The sequence below is a fragment of the Legionella tunisiensis genome, from assembly GCF_000308315.1.
GTDB classification, from domain to species: Bacteria; Pseudomonadota; Gammaproteobacteria; order Legionellales; family Legionellaceae; genus Tatlockia; species Tatlockia tunisiensis.
Map to the genome: position 1 here is coordinate 1 of NZ_CALJ01000024.1, position 17464 is coordinate 17464.

A 17464-nucleotide genomic window follows, 5' to 3' on the forward strand; every position below is an offset into this window, starting at 1 on the left:
AGTCTTAAACCTTACTGCGAAGGTACAACGTTTTTATGCAAACAAACTATTTCATCCAATCATTGTTAATGCCCAATTTGCACGCCAGGATCAATTAGGGCGTATGCGCCAATTAGGAGTGACAGTCAATTGGTTTGTACCTCATTTGTATTATTGGGGTGAAGCTTTATGCCAAAGAATACCAAATCCCAACGGAATCTATACAGATACTCCATTGGCCAGCGCAAAAAGAACGCTAGGAACAATCAGTGCCCATGCAAACTCACCGACAACAGCGCCAAATCCCTTACAAATGATGCAGTTCATGAACACACGTGACATACAACGCTGGGATTCCCCACCGACCAAAGAATGTATCAACAAATTTGCCGCGAATGAACAAGTGGCCCTCAAGGACGCACTCAAGGCACTTACGATCAATGCAGCCTTGCTCTATGGTTTGGAGAAAGAAAAGGGAAGTATCGAACCAGGAAAACTGGCTGATATGACTCTATTGAGCGCAGATCCTTTACAAAGTAAAAATTTATTAACTATCCAGGTATTAGGTACAATCGTGCGCGGCGTGATGCATTTACAATCCGCCGTTCCCTCGATCAAGGAAACTAGTAAAGCAGTATCACCTTAATCAATACTGATTGCGATTAGAAAGGTGTATTGGACTATTTCATTTTGCTAGATTGAGAGATTAGCGTTTGATTTTATTTTTAAGTGTTTCTTTGTCCATCAAAATCGTAGGTAACAACAGGTAAAAGCCAGGAACATTCACAGGCACTATTTGTTCAGTACCATTTTTTCCGTACAAAATCTTTTCTTGGGATCTAAACAGCACCTAATATTGTGTTAATAAACAGTCCATGTAATCCAGCCTGTCTTAATCATTATTTGAAGTACCGATTAATGCGATAGGTATCAACTAAATGACAGACATACAACAAGGCAATAGTTATAATGCTAAATTTCTGAATGTCTTAAGGATAACTTAATAATCGATCTGTATCATTAAGCTCCATTTTGCTGTTGAAGAGAAAATAGATGCCTAGAGTTAAAGGTAAAGGTCCCCTTATAAGAGCCAACTTTGTTGGGAAGGGAAAATCCAAAAAAATTTTACCGATCTCGGCAGCACAAATAATTTGATGCTTCTGAGTATTGTTGGTAACGAATACTGTGAAGGCGTATACCTTGAGGCAGCACTCAATTATTCACTGCAACATCACCACTCTACCACACTGCTCATTGCAGATGAGGTTTATTGGCATAATTTAAAACCACGAAGTACAAAAAAACCACTTTCTCAGGACAGAATCGATCAATTTAAACAGGAAGCTCTTGCGCTAGGGACCCAATATTTTGAACGTAACTTACAACATTTCTTGGCCCCTCTTCATATATCAGCCCAAAATTTTAACCAGGAGCACGGCACTAAAAGCACTAGTGAAAAAATTGCCATTATCAACCAACTTGCCCATCACGCTGGTCTGAATTTTAAAATACTAGGATGGCAAGATTGGATTAACACTCATCCTGATTTCAAAAAAACCAAGTTGCTATTATGCAACTCTATACAGCAGTTCAAGAATTAAGAGAGACGATTGACTACACAGCAGATGAATTTGCCCGCCGCCATGAACAAGACGGTGGTTATGATCTATGGTACTATCGTGCTGTAGGTTATTTAACTGAAGAAAGTCCTGCTGTAATGTGGATAGGAGCAGCCTTAGGTTATAATTTTGTGACCTACCCCGGAGATATGCTTAATACTTTTCAAGCGACAAAAGATTATTTTGTTGTTCCTTCGTCTTTGTCGCTAGATACAAGCCCCCCTTTTGCTATCCCTGCAGAGCACCCTAATTTGCTCGTTAATTGGATGCAGACTTATTTTAAAAGAGAAAACCCCAAACCCAAACAACTGCGACGACTACCACAACCTATTCATCTCAATTTTTTGCACCAACACTCAAAAAATCCGTCGATTCTAATATAGGACTAGCACTTTCTCAGGCAATCCTGGGAGTTACTCCCCTTAAATCAGAGCCCCAAAAACCAATATTTAACCATGTAGTTCAAGGCATCAGTAGCTTACTTTTTTCATTGAATACTGAGGAAAGAAAAGAGCTACTAGATTTAATAGCAAAAATTTCCACCGTAGTCGATATTGTCCAAGATTATCAAGGGCAACAAGGACAACAAGCAAGTCCAGAACAAGAAATACCCTCTCCACCTACTGAAGAGACTCAAAGCACACCCACGCTAAAATAAAGCCATTTCTATTTCCAGTCCACCGAAGTTCAAGGCCGCTCCAAAGGCTCTAGACACTAACTCAGAGGCTTTAGATCAAGATGACCCGCGATACAAAATAAGGATAGCGGAAGTTTAATCTCGTCCAGGCCAACCACCGCCGTCATAATTGCAAAGTAGCGAAAAAACAAACAATTATTTGTCTTGTCGAGTTCAGGTATACTCTGGGAGTATTCCAACAAAAACAAGACACGAATGAATAATGACTTTCTTTTTAATGTTTTTATATTCCTTGCAGCAGCCTGTGTTATTGTACCTATCGCCAGTCGTTTTAAATTAGGCTCCGTACTTGGCTATCTCATTGTTGGTGTTCTCATTGGTCCCTTTGGTTTCAAATTGATAGGTAACGCACAACAAATTATGCATTTTGCTGAATTTGGTGTGATCATGATGCTCTTTCTCATTGGTCTAGAATTGGAACCAGAAACTTTATGGCGCTTAAGGAAAGCAATTGTGGGCCTGGGAGGGTTACAGGTCGCGCTCACGACGACAGCGCTTACTATTAGTGGCATCCTTCTCGGTTTCGAATGGCGTATTTCCTTAGCAATCAGCATGGCACTTGCCTTATCATCCACTGCGCTAGTTTTGCAAATGTTGCAGGAGAGGAACTTAATACGCACAGCAACAGGAGAAACCTGTTTTGCCGTATTATTGTTTCAAGATATCGCCGTAATCCCAATCCTTATTGTCATGCCTTTATTAACAATATCTAGTCAACCGAATATGGAAATCCATCCCACGGGCTTACTTAACTCACTCTCAGGGTGGGCTCATGCGGGAGTAATTGCTGCTATTATCACAGCAATCATTGTCACAGGGCATTATTTATCACGCTATTTCTTCTTCATCATTGCTCAAACTAATTTACGTGAAGTGTTCACGGCTATGTCATTAGCTTTGATTGTAGGTATTACTCTATTAATGCAGGCTATTGGCGTCTCACCTGGCTTGGGTGCTTTTGTGGCTGGCGTGGTGCTAGCCAACTCTGAATATAAACGCACGTTAGAGACGGATATTGAACCTTTCAAAGGTTTACTGCTTGGTTTATTTTTCATTTCAGTTGGTATGGGAATGAATTTTACCTTGCTATCTTCACAGCCAATGCAGCTGTTGGGAACAGTAGCTGGCTTTATCGCTATCAAAGCTCTCATTCTTCTCATTCTCGGTCAAAGTTTTGGTCTAACCAAATTACAAACTGTCGGATTTGCTCTGGCGCTTTCCCAAGGAAGTGAGTTTGCGTTTGTATTATTTCAATTTGCCAGCTCAGCTAACGTCATTTCATTGGTAGCAGCCAACTTCTATACGCTTGCCGTTGCACTTTCAATGGCAACGACTCCCTTTTTGATGCTTTTTTATCAACGCTTCATTGTCCCCTCTTTTATGAGTGCAATTCCTCAGCGACAATTTGATGCTATCGATAAGCAACAACCTATTATTCTTGCTGGTTATGGTCGTTTTGGACAAATCATTGGTCGCTTTCTAACTGCACAAGGTATCGAACTTACCGTATTAGAAAAAGATCCCGAACAAATAGAATTACTGCGAAAATTCGGTTTTAAAGGTTATTTTGGTGATGCATCTCGCCTTGACTTATTGAAAAATGCTGGTGCACAGCAAGCCAAACTGTTAATTGTGGCTGTCGATGATCCGGATACCAGCCTTGAAATAGTTAAATTATGTAAGGAAGAGTTCCCCCATCTGACCATCTATTCTCGAGCCCGCAACCGTCGCCATGCTTATGAGTTGCATAAAGCAGGAGTAGATTATTTTAAACGCGAAATTTTTGATTCTTCACTGACTATGGCACAGGAAATCATGAAATTTTTGGGCTACAGTGGCGACAGCATGCGCAGAAAAGCACACGCTTTTACTCAGCACGATGAAAACTCTCTCAAGAAATCGTTTGCTTTCTTTGAAAAAGAACACGAATTAATCAGTTTTTCTCGTCAAGCGTCCGGCGAATTGGAGCAAATATTACAGGACGATAAGACAAGCAGCACAACTGAAGGTAAAAAATTGGCCAAATAAAGGCTATTACAACTAGCAAGGCAGAAGAATTTCTTCTGCCTCTATGAACCCGCTATCAGTGATCTTGTTCAAAACGAGCAACACTTGAAATGATCTCATCACGAGCAACATCTGGTCCCTGCCAGCCATCTATCTTGACCCATTTACCCTCTTCCAAATCTTTATAATGCTGGAAAAAATGCTCTATCGATAACAACAAGGGATGAGGTAAATCCTTATATGTTTTCACGTGCTCATACATTTTACTCAATTTACTGGTAGGCACTGCTAATACTTTAGTATCTACACCCGCCTCATCAGTCATTTTCAGCATACCAACCACACGGCAAGGAATCACAGCACCACTAATTAATGGCACAGGGGTCACCACCAGGACATCAACCGGATCACCATCTTCAGACAAAGTCCTCGGAACATAGCCATAATTAGTAGGATAAAACATCGCTGTTGTCATAAACCGATCAACAAACAAAGCACCTGTTTCCTTATTGACCTCATATTTTACTGGTTCCCCATGCATAGGGATTTCGATAACTACATTAATTTCATTGGGTACGTCACGACCGCTTTTGATATCCATTAACCCCATTTTTTCACCCATTGAATAATTTAGACGCGCTATTATGCGCAAAATGACGCTAAAAGGCAAAAGGGAGAAACCGCAACGCCACTGTAAGAGTTCATGGAATTATTCAAAATACATAAGACAAGGAACGCTTTTTTCCGCTCACAAGCCCATTTTTTATTAATTCGGGGGAGTAATAGATATCTCTTGATTATCAGTGAGAGGAGGGCCTTGATAACTAATACACTGCCTTACCGCAATTACTCTTCCAGCATATAACACGCACTTTGTTGTGTAGCCAGTCTGACTATACAGCATTAAACCCAGTTCCCCCGGTATATCGCCGCTAAGATGAACATTAAAGTGCTCAGGATTTGGCAGTTCTTTCATTTTTGCACTCATACAGGCAGCAACCTCAGCCTGTACTTTATGGTCTATTTCATAGCAATGGCGTAAAGTCTGAATCGCCACCTCCAAAACAGCCGAATTGGGATCAGCCATAGCAACGCCAGGAAATAACGGGAAAGTAATCATGCCAACCAAAATTGATTTACGTAAAAACATGATTTTCCTCGAATGGACTAGTTAAATTTATTATAGAACTTTCTTATAAAAAAGAGGAAACTCGACGATGAGGCACGTAATAAGCTTACTCCACTTATATTCTGATATGCCCATCACCAAAAATAACCCATTTATAACTGGAGAGTGCCTCTAATGCCATAGGACCACGAGCATGCAATTTTTGCGTGCTAATGCCAATTTCAGCCCCCATCCCAAATTGCCCGCCATCGGTGAATGCTGTAGACGCATTGACATAGACAGCAGCGGCATCTACTTGATTTAAAAAATAGTTAGCAGCCGCGTTGTCTTCCGTAATAATCGCTTCGCTATGACCTGAGGTATGAACGCGAATGTGCTTAACAGCCTCTTCTTTTGAAGAAACTGTTTTTATCGACATCTTATAAGATAAATATTCATGACCAAAATCATCAGGACCGGCTTGATGAAGCAATTTTTAGGGTAAACCGGTTCAAGCGTGCTGTAACTTAACTTATCGGCAAAGAGTTCAACATTTTTTCAGCAAGCAATTCGACTAAATGGTATAAATCATCTAAACGCTTTTCATGGATTATCAAGGTATCCAAGGCATTACAAACACTTACTCGTCTGGTTTTAGCATTGTTAATAATTAGACGACCTTTTTCTTTATCACCGCTAACATCAAAATAGGTATGAACAATACCAGCACCCGTTTCTATCACAGGGATTTTGGCATGTTCACGTACGTAATCGATTAAAGCCTGTCCTCCTCTTGGAATACAAACATCGACTAAATCGTTTGCTGTCAAAAGAACATTCATTGCCTCACGTTCTGGTGGCAATAAATAGATCACATCGGGGCTAATATCATGGCGACTTAAGGTCTTATTGATAAGCGATACTAAACATTGATTACTATAATAAGCCTCTTTACCACCTTTGAGTACAGATGCATTTCCTGTTTTAAAACACAAAGAAAAAACATCAATGGTAACGTTTGGTCTGGACTCATAAATAACAGCCACCACCCCCAGAGGAACAGAAATTTTTTGTATTCGTAAACCATTAGGTAGATGTTTTTCGTCGAGTATGCGGGTTTGCGGATGTTTTAAAGAAGCAATTAATGCAATATCAGAAGCGATCGCATGAATTCGCTCTTCCGACAAAAGAAGTCTATCGTATTTGGGATCGTGCTTATCCATTGCAGCCAAATCTTTCTTGTTTTCGGCAATAATTTGTTGAGTTTCCTGGCGTAAGGTTTTAGCAAGATCTAAGAGTACCTCATTGCGCTTAGCCTCACTTAATGACATTAAACTTTGGCTGGCTTCTTTTACCGCTTTAAGTGCCTTAATGATTTCCTCTCTCACTTAAAATCTCCTGGAAAATATGCAGATGGTCATAATGAATAAAGATAGGTTTATCTTTTTGCCCCAAATAATCAGCTAATTTATTAGCATCATATTTAGCCAAACCAATTCCTATTTTCTGTCCTTCCAAGGTCCGGATCTCTATGAGATCACCACGCTTGAAATCCCCGTCATATTTCTCTATCCCTACTGGCAATATACTCAGAACACGTTTATTTTCTCTTAACAGCTGGTATAAGCAGGGATTAATCGAAATGGAGCCTGTTCTTTTTTCGCTATTAAACGCAATCCATCTTTTTATATTTGATTTTCTCTTGGCAGGCAAAATAGTCGTACCAATTTGTTCTTGTGCGATAATTCGCGTAATCACGGAAGATTGATTGATGTTTGCTATATGAGTGGTAATACCAAGGCCGGACATTTTACGAGCTGTGCCAAGCTTACTAATCATGCCGCCTCGTCCATGCGTACTTTTTACTGCAGACACTTCAGGCCAGCCTTTTTCAGGTCCAATAATAGGAATAAATTCGGAGCCAGCAATATCCGGATGGCCCGTGTAAACTCCTTCCACATTACTTAAAATAATTAACTTATCAGCGTTCATTTGCGCTGCAATAAGACCTGCTAATTCGTCATTATCGGTAAACATCAGTTCTTCAATAGAAACACTGTCATTTTCATTAATAATAGGAATAATATTTTTTTGCTCTAATATTTCCCGCAGTAATCTGGCAATGTTTAAATAGTGTTGTCTGGTTTGAAAATCTTGTTTGGTCAGTAAAATTTGCGAAGCAAGTATTTTATGCATTCTAAACATTGCGGCATAAATATGAACAAGCTCAGGTTGCCCTAGTGACGCCAATACCTGTTTTTCAGCTATCGAACGTCCATATTGCCGTCCTAGCAGTTGTTGCGCTATTTTACGCCCAGAAGCAACTGCACCAGAGCTAACCAAAACAATACGGTGCCCGGCTTTCTGTAATTCTACAATTTGCTCAACCAGATGTTTCATGATTGGTTCAAACGGCGTTCCATCATTCGATAAGATACTTTGTGTGCCGACCTTAATAACAATTTTCATAGTCACTATTCACTTTAAACTTTTTAAATGTGCCAGATTGATTTGGATTTAAACACCAAATGGCCAAATGATTTTTATTCAATTGACCATAGTATGAGAGAGTATCCCAAGTGATTTATGCGAGATATAACAATACCATGCATTCCTTATTAATTCATGACTCCTGATGAATGAAGCCACGCCACCTTTTGACTCAATATTGGACAATTAACACTATTCGCGCTTTTTTATATCATAAATTGATACTTATTTAAACACAAAGTATAATTAAAACTTTTTGCCGCTAGCCTAGTTTGTAACGACTTTTTAACTCTATTTATAGCTTTTGTTTTAACGTCTCAAATGCTCTGCGTAAACAAATTCTCTCCTACATAACTCGGGAGTTAAAAATCCCCGGGTTTTACCCGAGCTACGACAGAAACCTGCTTATCCAACCAAGTTTGCTCTGTACATGCCTTGATTTTTTCTGTAATGCTAAATCCAAGACTTTTCTAACATCTTTTTGTTTAAAAATTCAACTAATTCTTTTTATTTTTGACCCCTGTTATTTTTCTTAATTTAGCCAATCTTGCTTCCACTGCTTTTACTGAAACATAACAGGCCTTTGCGATTTCCTTAGAACTTAACCCTTGAAGCAGGTAATACCCCGTATGCGCCAGAGTATAGTTAAGATCGATATCTTTTCCGTCAACTTCAATCTGAATCGTTTTAATCTGGGTATTCTCGATAAAATAATCAATCTCACGATAAAATTCTTGTTGCATAAGAGCATTTTTGATCAACCCTAACTCTTTTAACGAAATCGCATGCGTTAAAGCAGTATCAATAATCTTTTTCGCCTTATCCCGAAAATAGAGAATAAAACGCTCAAGAATTTCCTGATGCTGTAAATAGAAATTATTCATTTCATAATTATCTTTAGTCGTCGCAAAATTGAAATGCTCTTCTTTGATTCCAGCGCTCTTGATAATGGTCACACCATGAGTAATATTGAAATTTTCTTTCGCATCGTCATAAACAGCCATCACAGGATTATCCTTGGGAATCGCATCCCAAAGAATAATCTCATGTTCAGGTTGAAAGGATGAAAGGTAGGTTGCATAGTCCTTATCGATACAATTCTTAAGCCAAGGATAGTTATTAGTCAGAAATATAAACTTATCATCTTGTGATAATTTATAGGAAAAAAAAGTCAAATCAAACGACTCAAATAGAGGTTGAGCGATTTTATCAATAGAGCGACAAACTATTTTAAGTTGTTTCTCACCTAGCTTGAGGAACTTTCGATCCCGCAATTTAGTTCTCCCTGTGATTGAGAAGAATAAAAAACTTTAACGAGTTTCTTATTGGTTTGGAAGAGACCGCTATGGGCTGTTATCTAAAACAAGTTAACTTGACTCTACTCCCCAATTGTAATTTTGCTACTGCTCCTAACAAGATAGGAAAGTTGGTATAGCCATGTCCAATTCCTTCTATTTTTGCAACAGGAATCAGGCTGTTTTGTGCAAACCGCTCCAATACCGGCTTGATTAAAGACGAACCATTGGGTTCATTGCCGCCAAGAAAATCACCGAATAAAATGGCAGCCGTATCTTTAAAAATAGATGCCTGGCATAAATGTTCTAGCATCCGATCAACGCGATAACCCCGCTCGCCTATTTCTTCTAAAAAATAATTTTGTTTTGCCCGTCAAGTTGCCATAGTGTACCAACACTTGTTTGTACCAGGGTTAAATTTCCTCCTGTTAAACTCGCCTCTATTATTTTGTCGTCTGCAGCAGGTTTATTAAGCGGCAAACCCGATAATACCATTTGCTCCACTTCTCCAAATAAAATTGCTTTTAATGAACGAATTGACTCGGGAGAAAATTTATCTCTTGCAAGCGCACCATGAATCGTTGGCCATTGCCACTGTTGCTCAAGAAACAAATGAATAGCGGTAATATCACTCATACCAACAAATAGTTTAGGAGGATTTACCGGAGTTATTTTACTTAGTTGTGGCAGTAACCGCATGCTTCCATAGCCACCGCGTACAGAAATGACGGCTTTGGTTGCTGAATTTAGTAACGCTTTTTTTAACAGATTGAAACGCATTTCATCTGTATTAGCACATAATAAGTCATTACCAAAAATAGCCTCATCAATAATGCAATTTAATTGCCATGACGCCAGCAACTCTTTCAGATTACTCAAGACCTCATCAGTACAACGAGAGGCAGGCGCAACAATTTCAACACTATCACCAGGTTTCAGCAAAGGTAATCGTTGCATAGTTAAATGCTCCTGCCTCGTCTAAAATGTTCAGTGCCTCGCAAGTTGTAATTCATAGAAGATAAATTGGCTAGACGTTACAACATCGCAAAGATCGATGATATCAGTCAAATTATAAGAGAGTACGGATTGCATTAAAAGGCACCCAGCCTTATTGTCGGCTTCAATTTAGCTCTATCTTGGAATATAATGCTTTTCTATCTTGTCTTCTAAGCATCATTTTCTTACGATCCGCCCGGAACATCCAGCACCATAAAAAAGTGTATGCGCTTTATCTTGTTGCTGCAGGCGAAATAAGTGCCGCGTTAAATACGCGTATGACCACTCTAATGTCTTAAACTCAAGTGCTGAGCAAAAGAGAGCTCTAATGAAGAAGAGATTCAACCATGCCTAAATTAAATAAGGGGAAAGCTAACACTCTTAAGCTGATTGTTTTAGATTATTTGCAAGGGGAATCTCTGAACAATACCAGAGAACGTCTGAAAAACGAATGTCTCGAGCTAAATTATCCTTGCCATGATCTCTTTCAATTCATTGTGTTAGAAGTAAAAGATAGAAATGATCCTCTTCTCTTGGCGATCTTGGACAGTCTTGACGTTAACAATGCTCCTGAAGAGTCCTATGAAAAACTTTTTGCCAACTCCAAAAATCTTTATGAGCTTTTGACACATCTTTATCATGATGGGCATCATCATCTCGGTTATTTATTAAAATTAATCGACAAAACAAAACCCTCCTACTTATGGACCCTTATTGCTGGCGCTATTTCAAGTATTGGTTTAGGCAGTTGGGCATATAATCGTGGCGCAGGACGCGCCATTCTTATTTGGATTGAGAGGAGTGCTCCACCATTCATTCATTGGTTTTCTAAAACGATCTCCATCTTACGTAATATTCCTCTGCTTGGAGTGATGTATAATAGTCTAACTCTTGGCTGGATATGGCAAAGCACTTTAGCCTACGGTACAACAACAAACCCACGTAAAGTATATTATTTATTCTTCGAAACACTCGCAAAAACACTAACCATTATCGCTTATCTATTAGCTCTTATGGCTATAGGGCATATGACTATCATTCCAACTTGCCTTTTTATTGGCAGTAGCTGCGTTGACGTAATAAAAAGCTTCTGCTCAATATTTATCAACTATAAACAAAAGAAAATGATTAGTAGTCTCGATGCACCTGACACATGGGCAAAAAAAGCTCAACAGATCAGGAGTATTAATTTAATTGAACGCTCTTCAGAAACCGTATGGGTTAAATTATTAGCAGCGGGCTCTACAACAATAACAGTTGCCTTCATGTGTATAGTCCCACCGAACCTCCTTCTAAGCGCCAGTTGTCTACTTGTTATGGCATTAATTTTTTTAGCCAAACACTCCCTTCTAGCAGGCGTTCACGAACTTTTTGCCGTGAAATTACAGCTTAGTATTAGTGAGATTGCTCCCCCACCGGTAGATGAGCCAGGCTTACGTCCATTAGTAATCATCGAAGAAGGCCCCGCATTTGAAGACGAACCAGCACCCATAAAGCAGATTGTGCTCAGTTTGGTAGACGGCGTAGCAAATGTCGCTGACAAAGTAGTGAATGGCAGCCCCACCACTATCCTTAGAAATCTTGGGGGTAGGAAATTCCCCCAAAATGGGGCATTCCAAGTGCCCCAATCTGGGATTGATGACCAGCCCCACCACCCTTCTCCGTTACTTAAGGTCCCTCCCGAGCAGAGCGGAGGCGAGGTGATAAGCGAGAACACCGGCCCCAGATTTGATAATTCCGATTAGATGCAAATCACTGGTGAGCTCCCGATACTCGAATCATCCTCAAAGCTAGTTTTTTCAACCGGCCTGCAGGAAGTACCTGTTCTACCTTTAAATATCGTTGCTATATTGACGTATTTGGAAATACAAAGTTCTTTTGGGAGTCCTGCTGGCTTTTCAGTCGCCAGAGATCGAAGGCTTAAGAGTTGTTCGCGGGTATACTTTATTGTTGTCATATTATTACTCAATTATTTAAATGGAACGAGATAATACAAGAATGCTGCTAAAGTGCAATCGCTTCAAATAATGAGAGAATTTATTAGCGAAAAACCTCCACTTTGAAGCCAGTGCCTCATTTGAAGGTTTTTTAGCCAAAGTAAGAACGTTAATCTTTGGCAAAAAATCGCCAAAGGATTTTGAGGTTGTAATGAAGCTTCCATAAGGGATTTCATCACTGTTTCTTTCAATCTAGGTACCGTAGGGTGTTTTATTTCCGTGGTGTTTGTCTGCTCCTGTTTAGGAGAAACGGCAACAGTCTCTGGTGCTAAATCCTTATAAACAGTCTTAGCATGATAATTAGCACCAAAAAAGCCAGCGCTTATACGAGGTGAAGTTTTATTATTGCTCATAATATTCACTCTATAGCTATCATTTGATTTCATCTTAACAAAAGTAGCTTAAGCGAGTATTAAGCACATAATTACTGAAAAAATTTATTTTTTGCCATCTCGGAATCCTGGTGCATGCGCATGCAAACCCCTTTGTTGAATAGAAAAAAGCCGTTGTTTTATTTTTTGTTCTCCTTTTATACTCCGGGCCTAACACTCCTGTTGGGCCTCTTCGGCTTTAGCCTCTAACAACCTTTTAAGCCGAGAGGCATCTTGTGGTGCATTCGCTTTTTCATCATTATCAAAATAACAATAAACTGCTTTTCCTTCTTTTTGCCAATTCATAATTTTTTCGGCATATTCAGCTAATTTGCAATCGTCATAAGCGCCTTTGTATGCCTCTACTTCCGGGCCATGCATACGGATATAAATAAAATGCGTTGTTACAATTTCAGGGGCTTGATAATTTTTATGATCATAGAAGCAAAGAGCCATTTGGTGAGTATTAAGCAAGTCATACAGTTCTGGGCAAAACCAACTTTTATGGCGAAATTCAAAAGTGTAGAGATATTTGTTGGGTAAGCCTTCTATAAATGCTTGTAGCCGAGGGATGTTTACAGGCCAGTAAGGAGGAAATTGAAATAAAATTGGTCCTAATTTTTCCTCAAAATGGCTAAACGCGTTTAATAGTTTTTCAACTGTCTCATTCGTGTCTTGTAGTCGTTTTATATGGGTAATATAGCGATTAGCCTTACAGGAAAAACAAAATTTTTAGGCGTTAATTCTAACCACGCTTTTATATTTTTTCTTTTGGTATTTGATAAAAGCTATTATTAAGCTCCACAGAGTCAAAGGTTGTCGCGTAATAAGGCAAAACATCTTTAGGTTTATTTTTCTGGATAAAACACGCCGATCCAACCATTATAACTCCAACCGGAGGTCCCTATATAAAAATGGTTCTGCTGCACGAAATATCCCTATAGTTGTGGCTATTATATTTAATATAGACAAAGGTATTAAGACGATCTCTCACTGTATTCGAGATGACATGAAGGACATACATCAATCCGTCTGATACATCCCCTCAATCACCTTGAAATTAAAGCGATTGAAAATGACAACAAGGGGCAGCATCGAAATCCATCTTCAACTTTAGTGAACAGACTGAAAAATCGGAGGCAACAACAGCCTGGTAGCTTACAGTGGTCGTAAATTTTTTACACTGGCACCCGGACTACGCTCTGTAATCCGGTGACAATTAATAGGTCTTACCCTAAACCATTCTAGGGCTATAATCCTGGTCTTCACCTTCCATACAAGCAGACACCCAGGTAGTTCCGAGGCGAGTAAGCACTTCAATTCCTTGAACACATGCATTAATAGGTGTCATTATTGCAAGCGAAAGAGATAAGGATAAATCCACACTGGTATCAAGGAAACACTCTTGAGCGTGCAGAGGCTTGGCTATAATGACATTAGCAATGCAATTTAGAGCATTTTTTACTGCTTGCAATGCGTGATACAGTGAATGAAATCCTGTTTCAAATGGGCTGCCTACTGTATAAAATAGCCCTCCAAGAAAGTCACCTACATCTTTATATTTATTAAAGAATCTATTCATAAAATACTTTGGTGAGGGAAGAAGATGCTCGAGTCCTGTTACCTCATTAGCAAATTTTTTAAACCAATTTTTCTTTGATAAATCGTCTTCTATTTCTTTTCCTGTAATCCAACAAGAAGCGATTTTAAATACTAATTCAATTGCAGAACATAACATATTAATGGGTGCCATTATTCCCATGGCGAGCCCTAATGCAAGGTTTGCACTTAGATCAGAACAGGCTTCACCAGCAGCAATAGGTTTGCAAATAGCTAAATTGCCTACCGTACGCAGAGCGGACCAGATGGCTCGTGCAGCATAAAAACAGACCGCCAAGCCATTTGCTATTGGGAGATAAATAGGCTTGGCTAACCCCTTCCAAAACTCACTTGTGTTTTGATAAGGAGTAAGCAATCTCTCCGGACTAAAGTAATCTGGCTTTGGTAGAAGTCCCATCTCTTGCAAGTTAGCAGCTTCTTGAGCGAAAGAAGTCATTTTTTCTCCTGACTATTATTTTGTATTAAATTCGCACTCAGAATACACTAGTGAGCAACTAACCGGCAATTCGCTTCTTTGATTTCTTCCTTATTGACGGTTAGATAAATAACAGCAGGTAATTTTTCGTATTGTTACTCAAAAAATAGTTTTCAAACCGTATTAATTAAGTACAATTATTCCCCCGTAAATTTTAGAGAGAAATCCGATAATGGGTATTAGAAAAGTTCTTATTCTTGCTAACGGAACAATTTCGGTAACCCAAAAAACTTGATAGAGAAGGATTTTTCGGCTTTTTAATTTTCGTAACGCAGCGACCTGGTTGATGTTTGATCCGAGTAATTTTATTAATCAATTAGCTGAACATTGCAAGAAGAGCATCAACTTATTCTTGATGGTCCAGGTACCGATTTTACTAATGATAAAGGCTCGATAGTTAAATCCATCAGCGCTTTAATCGACGGACATATAGGTGATAGCGGCATTAATACTAATTTTGAAAAATAAAACGATTCTTAAAAAACAGGCTGAGGAAGCAACATCGGCAGGTGACACATTAATCGTTTGTGGTGTCGGCTGGAGTCGTGGCGCATTCCTTCTGCTTCAAATGAAGGAATGGCTTGAAGAAAGCACCCTGGAAAAACTATCAACGTAGACGCTGTTTACCTTCATTGCATCGACTCTGTAGCAGGTGGCCCAACAGACCGATTACGATATCTTCTCAAAGAACCGTCGTACTACCGGAAGGCACCCATCCATTTAGAGATACATAGCTATTTGTCAAACACAGGTAATCTTAATGTGTGGGCCTATATCATGCAGTATCTTCCTGCAAAATATCAGATAAATACCCCCTTTTTAGTGGGATTCTTGATAAGACTAAAAGTGCAACTCACACCGTATCTGGAGTAGCCTATAAGCATCACTCGATGAACTGGTTATTTCCCGCCTCTCATGAAGCGCTCGTGGGTAAATCAAATAATAAGATTGAACGATGGGCTGGCGATCTGGTTTTGGCTAATATTGTGCGTCATTTTATGGAACTTTCTTTTACGTTGAATGACCCATGGGCAAAGAAAAACTAAAGAGGGGGCAAACAGCATTAGAACAGTTACGTCAATGTAATCCTACACTCACAAGCTGCAGAAAATATTTAGATTTCGAACAGCCAGAAACGATTCTCTTGGGCAGAGAGCCAGCCGAAAGTGACGAGATGACTTCATGCCTCAGTATGAGCGAGTTTACTTTGTAAATAAGGCGTTGGGTACAATTTGTTCGATCCATCCGCGTACATGGCTTACTCGTGGAAACCACGATTTTTCGCCGTAGGCAGCATTGCCGCTGCCATTTGAATTAATCCCTACAATAGCCCAGCCATTTTCAGTTTTAATCCACGCGGGACCACCACTATCTCCCGAGCCAAGAATAGCTGAAAGCGCGGAAACAGGCTTAGTAATTCCATCTTCAGTAAACGGATTAGCGAGCGAACCATCTTCTTTAGGTAACCAAATCCCTATGTAATTGCCGGCATCTCCTTTTCTGGGTACAGGCTCAACAGCCTCTTCAACCGTTTCAATAAGCCCTTTGCCAGCAGCTGGGCGATTGTCGGTGTCAATCGACGTATCCTGTCCCTTTTACCAGCGCCGCGCCAGCCATAACCAATAAACGTTAGCATCTTTCCTTTTTCATTATTTCCTGCATAAAGCACCGGCTGAGCTCCGGCATCTGTCACCTTCTCTTTCAAACGTACTATGGCAAAATCATAGCCAGTTCGAGTAACAAGATCGTCGTTCCATAAAGGATGCAAAAAAACGGCATCACCATGATATTCTGTACCATCGATGGTCTGGTAAATGTAATAAGAGGCTTTGATACCCTCTGTAAACAAATGGCCTGCCGTTAAGACATAGCCACGCCCCTTATAGTTTCCAATCCATGATCCAGAACCCGATCCTTCATCCCCTTCAAGGAAAATCAAGGATGCGAATTGTGGTTCTAAAGCCAGTGCTTCAGCTTTTTTAAAGCCAAATTTTTTGTAGGTACTCTCCAAAATAATGACAGGCCAGGCAGGTGTCGCCACTATCAAGATAGCCACGCTAATAACGAATGCAACATAAAATCGCTTAAACGATTTCATCATTATCTCCGCATTGGTATCGGCAGAAAATTGCTAGATTTTTTGCTTTTTCGGCATGAGGCAAATCGCTTCTATCGATCAATTTATCTATAGATTTAATATAGAACATAATGATCTGTTATTTATCTTAAAATTATTTGATATCATGTGATAGACAATCAATGATAGAAAGAGAGAGTTATGCCAGCAACACGCTACATCTTCGTTCCAGAATTAACAACGTTTTATGATGAAAAAGACTACCCACAAAGAATTGCAGCAGCGATAAAGAAGGCTATCTCTCAACAGTATTTTGTGGCACACCCAACTCTGCAAGAGGCCAGCAACCCCAAATATTCTCTATTTAGAAACCGATTTTCAATGGGAGGTATCCTCGAAATACAGGGAGAAAATGAGAGTGACTTAAATCCGGATTATATCTCCCGCTGTTGTACAGATAGTTTGGCTTTATCATCAGACGAACAAAGGGTGAAACAGCTTTCTAGCTTTATTAAAAGAGTACATGTTAAAGGATTCGCACTCCCTTTTACTGAGTTAGATATCAAAAAACGCGAAGCTGCTCAAATTGCATCATTCAATTCAATCGATGATTCAGCATTACAACTTACACAACCTCCATTATTGTATTTAAAAAAATCCGTCCAGAGCTACTTTTTTTGTTATTGACCGATTATCAATTTTTTCTCAACTTTGAAAACTGGCGTCACTATAA

The 17464-nt window shown here is 39.5% G+C and carries 21 protein-coding genes and 1 pseudogene; 10 read left to right on the forward strand and 12 right to left on the reverse strand.

Translation table 11 applies throughout. From position 1 onward, the window contains the following. From BN58_RS21135 to BN58_RS01570, 5 genes are all read left to right on the forward strand, one after another. Positions 1–625 (forward strand): amidohydrolase family protein (locus tag BN58_RS21135; RefSeq protein WP_040916012.1); only part of this gene is annotated, 625 nt, incomplete at its 5' end. A gap of 505 nt (positions 626–1130) precedes the next feature. Beyond that, a complete protein-coding gene (locus tag BN58_RS27930) occupies positions 1131–1580 on the forward strand; it encodes a hypothetical protein (RefSeq protein ID WP_156812297.1) in 450 nt (149 codons plus the stop codon). Next, positions 1550–1981: a hypothetical protein gene (locus BN58_RS27935; protein ID WP_019215328.1), complete on the forward strand. Its 432-nt coding sequence runs from the start codon at positions 1550–1552 to the stop codon at positions 1979–1981. Before BN58_RS27930 ends, BN58_RS27935 begins: the two co-directional genes overlap by 31 nt. A 107-nt stretch (positions 1982–2088) precedes the next feature. Next, positions 2089–2256, forward strand: coding sequence for a hypothetical protein (locus BN58_RS30395; protein ID WP_019215329.1), 168 nt, complete (start codon positions 2089–2091; stop codon positions 2254–2256). A gap of 234 nt (positions 2257–2490) precedes the next feature. Further along, positions 2491–4323: a monovalent cation:proton antiporter-2 (CPA2) family protein gene (locus BN58_RS01570; RefSeq protein ID WP_019215330.1), complete on the forward strand. Its 1833-nt coding sequence runs from the start codon at positions 2491–2493 to the stop codon at positions 4321–4323. A gap of 55 nt (positions 4324–4378) precedes the next feature. On the opposite strand, the gene ppa is transcribed toward BN58_RS01570, so the two are convergent. The 7 genes and pseudogenes from ppa to BN58_RS21150 all read right to left on the reverse strand — a co-directional run bounded on the left by ppa (position 4379) and on the right by BN58_RS21150 (position 10152). Beyond that, entirely contained in the window at positions 4379–4912 is a 534-nt protein-coding gene (gene ppa / locus BN58_RS01575; protein WP_026069184.1) for an inorganic diphosphatase, read from the reverse strand. 156 nt (positions 4913–5068) lie between these two features. After that, positions 5069–5452 (reverse strand): hypothetical protein, encoded by a 384-nt coding sequence (locus BN58_RS01580; RefSeq protein WP_019215332.1) that lies wholly within the window; start codon positions 5450–5452, stop codon positions 5069–5071. A gap of 94 nt (positions 5453–5546) precedes the next feature. Further along, positions 5547–6798, reverse strand: a pseudogene (locus tag BN58_RS21145) (glutamate-5-semialdehyde dehydrogenase). Further along, on the reverse strand, positions 6779–7879 hold the full coding sequence (gene proB, locus BN58_RS01590; RefSeq protein WP_019215333.1) for a glutamate 5-kinase: 1101 nt from the start codon (positions 7877–7879) through the stop codon (positions 6779–6781). The pseudogene BN58_RS21145 and the gene proB overlap by 20 nt, the downstream one beginning before the upstream one ends. 518 nt (positions 7880–8397) lie before the next feature. Next, positions 8398–9174, reverse strand: a complete 777-nt coding sequence (locus tag BN58_RS01595; RefSeq protein WP_019215334.1) for a helix-turn-helix transcriptional regulator — start codon at positions 9172–9174, stop codon at positions 8398–8400. Between the two features lie 79 nt (positions 9175–9253). Continuing rightward, entirely contained in the window at positions 9254–9508 is a 255-nt protein-coding gene (locus BN58_RS32375; RefSeq protein ID WP_019215335.1) for a hypothetical protein, read from the reverse strand. Between the two features lie 35 nt (positions 9509–9543). Further along, a complete protein-coding gene (locus BN58_RS21150) occupies positions 9544–10152 on the reverse strand; it encodes an LD-carboxypeptidase (protein ID WP_019215336.1) in 609 nt (202 codons plus the stop codon). Between the two features lie 386 nt (positions 10153–10538). Between BN58_RS21150 and BN58_RS01605 the strand changes: the two genes are divergently transcribed. Beyond that, positions 10539–11936: a hypothetical protein gene (locus BN58_RS01605; protein ID WP_019215337.1), complete on the forward strand. Its 1398-nt coding sequence runs from the start codon at positions 10539–10541 to the stop codon at positions 11934–11936. Positions 11937–12211: 275 nt separating this feature from the next. Here BN58_RS01605 and BN58_RS01610 read toward each other — a convergent pair whose 3' ends face one another. The 4 genes from BN58_RS01610 to BN58_RS01620 all read right to left on the reverse strand — a co-directional run bounded on the left by BN58_RS01610 (position 12212) and on the right by BN58_RS01620 (position 14615). After that, on the reverse strand, positions 12212–12574 hold the full coding sequence (locus BN58_RS01610; protein ID WP_019215338.1) for a hypothetical protein: 363 nt from the start codon (positions 12572–12574) through the stop codon (positions 12212–12214). Positions 12575–12730: 156 nt separating this feature from the next. Continuing rightward, positions 12731–13258: a DUF72 domain-containing protein gene (locus BN58_RS21155; RefSeq protein ID WP_332247911.1), complete on the reverse strand. Its 528-nt coding sequence runs from the start codon at positions 13256–13258 to the stop codon at positions 12731–12733. A 58-nt stretch (positions 13259–13316) separates the two neighbouring features. Continuing rightward, positions 13317–13442, reverse strand: a complete 126-nt coding sequence (locus BN58_RS36735; protein WP_332247910.1) for a DUF72 domain-containing protein — start codon at positions 13440–13442, stop codon at positions 13317–13319. A gap of 351 nt (positions 13443–13793) precedes the next feature. Continuing rightward, positions 13794–14615, reverse strand: a complete 822-nt coding sequence (locus BN58_RS01620; protein ID WP_019215340.1) for a hypothetical protein — start codon at positions 14613–14615, stop codon at positions 13794–13796. 366 nt (positions 14616–14981) lie between these two features. Between BN58_RS01620 and BN58_RS30405 the strand changes: the two genes are divergently transcribed. From BN58_RS30405 to BN58_RS30415, 3 genes are all read left to right on the forward strand, one after another. Then, a complete protein-coding gene (locus tag BN58_RS30405) occupies positions 14982–15122 on the forward strand; it encodes a hypothetical protein (protein WP_019215341.1) in 141 nt (46 codons plus the stop codon). Next, on the forward strand, positions 15112–15270 hold the full coding sequence (locus BN58_RS30410) for a hypothetical protein (RefSeq protein ID WP_019215342.1): 159 nt from the start codon (positions 15112–15114) through the stop codon (positions 15268–15270). The genes BN58_RS30405 and BN58_RS30410 overlap by 11 nt, the downstream gene beginning before the upstream one ends. 148 nt (positions 15271–15418) lie before the next feature. After that, a complete protein-coding gene (locus tag BN58_RS30415) occupies positions 15419–15700 on the forward strand; it encodes a hypothetical protein (protein WP_156812299.1) in 282 nt (93 codons plus the stop codon). A 428-nt stretch (positions 15701–16128) separates the two neighbouring features. On the opposite strand, the gene BN58_RS21160 is transcribed toward BN58_RS30415, so the two are convergent. Next, positions 16129–16755 (reverse strand): trypsin-like serine protease, encoded by a 627-nt coding sequence (locus BN58_RS21160; protein WP_019215344.1) that lies wholly within the window; start codon positions 16753–16755, stop codon positions 16129–16131. Positions 16756–16932: 177 nt separating this feature from the next. Here BN58_RS21160 and BN58_RS01650 point away from each other — a divergent pair, with 177 nt between their 5' ends. Continuing rightward, a complete protein-coding gene (locus BN58_RS01650; RefSeq protein WP_019215345.1) occupies positions 16933–17418 on the forward strand; it encodes a hypothetical protein in 486 nt (161 codons plus the stop codon). The last annotated feature ends 46 nt before the right edge of the window (positions 17419–17464 follow it).